Here is a 3248-nt window from a genome sequence, read left to right as displayed (position 1 = left end):
AGCTGAAAGCGAGTTTATTATTTTTAGCATTTTGATGAAGGATTTTAGTAGATTTCCTTTAGCCTTGATTTTTTCTTTGGTTCTGTTTCTTTTGTATCAAGACAAAAGAAATGAACAGAATTATTTATCTTAATCCGTTTACCCCGTCCAGTAGCTTGCTATACTACATGGGGTCTTAATCATAAAAATCCTGAAGCTGAAAATATCTTAATCCCAAGGCTAAAAAAGGAAGGACAGATAGGCGGTTGAGTGAATCATATTAATAGATGACTGGTTTTCCTTTCTTCGAAGATTCTCTTTTTACCTCCCACACAAATGGCACTGCCTCATCAAGCCAGTTCAATACATCCTCTGGGCTGAGTGTGAGAAATTCTCTCAATTCGTCATCCGAATGGAGCCTTATGTAATCATGGGTCTCCTTGAGCCACTCTATAATGAACTCCTCGGGGACCGATGAAATATCCTTATAAAGCTCGGCAAGGGGTCTCTTCACATAGGCATATTTATAGAGTTCATTGACTGTCATTTATTCTCTCTGTTTTTTATTAATTTGATCTTCTCAAGATGCCTTATATCTTCTATATCTCTTGGCCTCCCCGAAACCCTTTTCATCTTTATAATATCTTCAACAGAGGCAACCTTTATCTTTATATCTCTAACACTCATAACTGTTTTATGGGAGTATGCCATCTCAAAGTCTACTGGGTTTCTCAAAAAAATGTCTATACGCTTGTATAGCTTCTTAAGGTTTATGAAAGTAAACACTACTGCCCTTTTTTCTTTGATCCATTTGTCTCTCTTTTCGTCAAAGAGAATTTCGTCGGACTTTACAGTAGCTCATTGAGTAATTACTCTTTATTTACTTTTATCTTTAAAAATCTTTCCACTAATTCCGGGTCAAACTGAGTGCCTGCATTCTCTTTAAGCTCTTTTATTGCTTCTTCTTTTGTCATTGCTTTTTTGTAAGGTCTTTCTGTTAACACCACATCATAAGCATCTACAATAGAAATAATACGAGACAATATGGGAATTTCTTTACCTTTTAATCCTTTGGGATAACCTGTACCATTCCATCTTTCATGATGATATAATATTGCTTCAGCAATGCCATACAGCTGAGGAATATTTCCAGCCATCTTATATCCATCTTCAGAGTGTTTTTTCATAATTTCCCATTCTTCTTCTGTTAACTTAGTAGGTTTAAATAAAATATTATCTGGTGTGCCTATTTTTCCTATATCATGCAGTAAAGCTAACAATCTCAATCTCTTTAATTCAAATTCTGATAGTCCTATATCCTTTCCTAAGGCTTCTGACAGATTCTGCAATCTCTCTGCATGTTTTTCAGTATGAGGGTCTCTTGTAGCTAAAACAGTTTTGAGGGTATCAATGATATGGTTTTCCCTGCTGGCAATATCTGATAGTTTTTCGGTATACATATTCTCATCTGCTTTTTCTAAAACCTTTTCCATATTTTCGTATTGACCGGATTGCACAGCATATCCCAGGGCAATACTGAGCTTTAATTGAGTTTTACGGTTATATTTTTCACACGCATCTCTAAATCTATTACAGAATGTTTGAGCAGCATTTTCATCAGAATGAGGCAGGATAACGGCGAATTCATCCCCTCCAACGCGAGCCATAATATCTCCTTCACGAGCTATAGATTTTAATAATTTTGCTGTATCTTTTAGTAATTCATCTCCTTTATTATGACCCAGTGTATCGTTAACCACTTTAAGACCATTGATATCTGCCATAATAACACTTAAGGGGTATCTCCTCTGTGTGTTGAGTCTTCTCATCTCTTCTTCAAAATAAGCTCTATTATATAGACCTGTTAATGAATCATGGAAACCCATGTATTTTATTTTCTCCGCTGCCTTTTTTCGCTCGGTGATGTCCTGAATTGTTCCTAATGAACGTATAGCATTACCTTGTTCATCGTAATATGTTTCACCTTGCTCGTGAACAAATTTAATCCTACCATCTTTTAACAATATTCGATGATCAATACTGTATGGCGTTCTATTCTTAGCAGACTCTGTATATGCCCTGTTTACTAATTCTTTGTCGTCTGGGTGAACTGTATTAAGAAATGCTTCATAGGAAGCCCCAAATCGAGAAGGGTCAATCTCGAATATTCTATAGATCTCATCCGACCAATAAAGCACATTTTTTTTCAGATCAAGTTCCCAATAACCTAATAGGGCTAACTTTTCAGCCTCTTTTAACCTTGCTTCACTCTTCTGCAACGCCTCCTCCGCCAGCTTGCGCTCAGTGATGTCCTCGATAATTCCCTTATAATGTGTAATTTTCCCTCCCTGATCTCTCACAACAAAAGTCCAATTAGTAACTATTTTCTCTTTACCGTCCTTTGTTATTATTCTATACGGCCCATGAACAAACTCATCTCTTCCCTCTTCTTTGCTGAAAACCATTATTTCTTTCCTTACGCGTTCAAGATCATCAGGATGAATACACTTTGCATAGTTTACTTTCCCGGAGATAAAATCCTCTGCAGTATATCCAAATATCCTTCCAGCATTTTCCGAAACATATTCCGCTGGCCAACCTTCCTCGTTCTTCCAAGTGAAAATCACTGCTGGGCTTCTATTGATAATTATATTGGCTTCTCTAAGTTTCTCCGCTGCCTTTTTTCGCTTGGTGATGGCGTTTAATGCTATAGTAAAGAAAAAACCCGAGAACCAAAGACCAATAATGAAAACTATAGATCTAATTAAAGAACTAAGATAAGGAGATATAAATAAAGCTCGGGGGAGAAAGATTAGCATTGAAATCACAGTTGTTGCTATTACACCTTTTATTCTGAATCTATGAGCCGCATATAATACGGGTATAAAAAACAAACTCCTGTACAAATCATGTGGCATATTAAGAATAAACCAGTTCGGAGCTTTTAAGCCCATAAGAGTTATTATGCTGGGAATATAGTAAAATATCGCAAGGATTATCATCATGATGGTGATATACAATAGATGGGGATTTCTCCATCCACTCATTTCTTTCTTCATTTTTACTATAATATAATCATTATTATAAGCATTACAACTTTTCAACAAGGGTCGGAGTTTAGCAGTCTGTTATTATCCCAACAATCTCAAGGCAAAAAAAGAATTTCAGCCTCTGGATTGGACCCCGTGTAATACTCCAAGACAGAATTTCTTCGTTAGGATATTACACAGGGCAGGCGGATTTTCTCCTTCTTTGTCATTCCGTGCTTG

General features: G+C 36.4%; 3 protein-coding genes. All 3 read right to left on the bottom strand.

The genetic code is table 11. The features are described 5' to 3' along the window. Positions 1–259 precede the first annotated feature (259 nt). The gene (locus J7J10_03810; protein MCD6130054.1) at positions 260–526 is read right to left on the bottom strand and encodes a hypothetical protein; all 267 of its coding nucleotides are present in this window, start codon (positions 524–526) and stop codon (positions 260–262) included. After that, positions 523–690, bottom strand: coding sequence for a hypothetical protein (locus J7J10_03805; protein ID MCD6130053.1), 168 nt, complete (start codon positions 688–690; stop codon positions 523–525). Before J7J10_03805 ends, J7J10_03810 begins: the two co-directional genes overlap by 4 nt. A 158-nt stretch (positions 691–848) precedes the next feature. Further along, on the bottom strand, positions 849–3038 hold the full coding sequence (locus tag J7J10_03800; protein MCD6130052.1) for a diguanylate cyclase: 2190 nt from the start codon (positions 3036–3038) through the stop codon (positions 849–851). Between the last annotated feature and the right edge of the window lie 210 nt (positions 3039–3248).

The sequence above is a fragment of the Deltaproteobacteria bacterium genome (genome assembly GCA_021159305.1).
Lineage (GTDB): Bacteria > Campylobacterota_A > Desulfurellia > JAGGSF01 > JAGGSF01 > JAGGSF01.
This window is presented reverse-complemented; position numbering and strand designations above follow the sequence as displayed.

Excerpts from the sequence above, each read along its gene's own strand:
- J7J10_03810 (MCD6130054.1), bottom strand. The coding sequence starts at position 526 with ATGACAGTCAATGAACTCTATAAATATGCCTATGTGAAGAGACCCCTT.
- J7J10_03805 (MCD6130053.1), bottom strand. The coding sequence starts at position 690 with ATGGCATACTCCCATAAAACAGTTATGAGTGTTAGAGATATAAAGATA.
- J7J10_03800 (MCD6130052.1), bottom strand. The coding sequence starts at position 3,038 with ATGAAGAAAGAAATGAGTGGATGGAGAAATCCCCATCTATTGTATATC.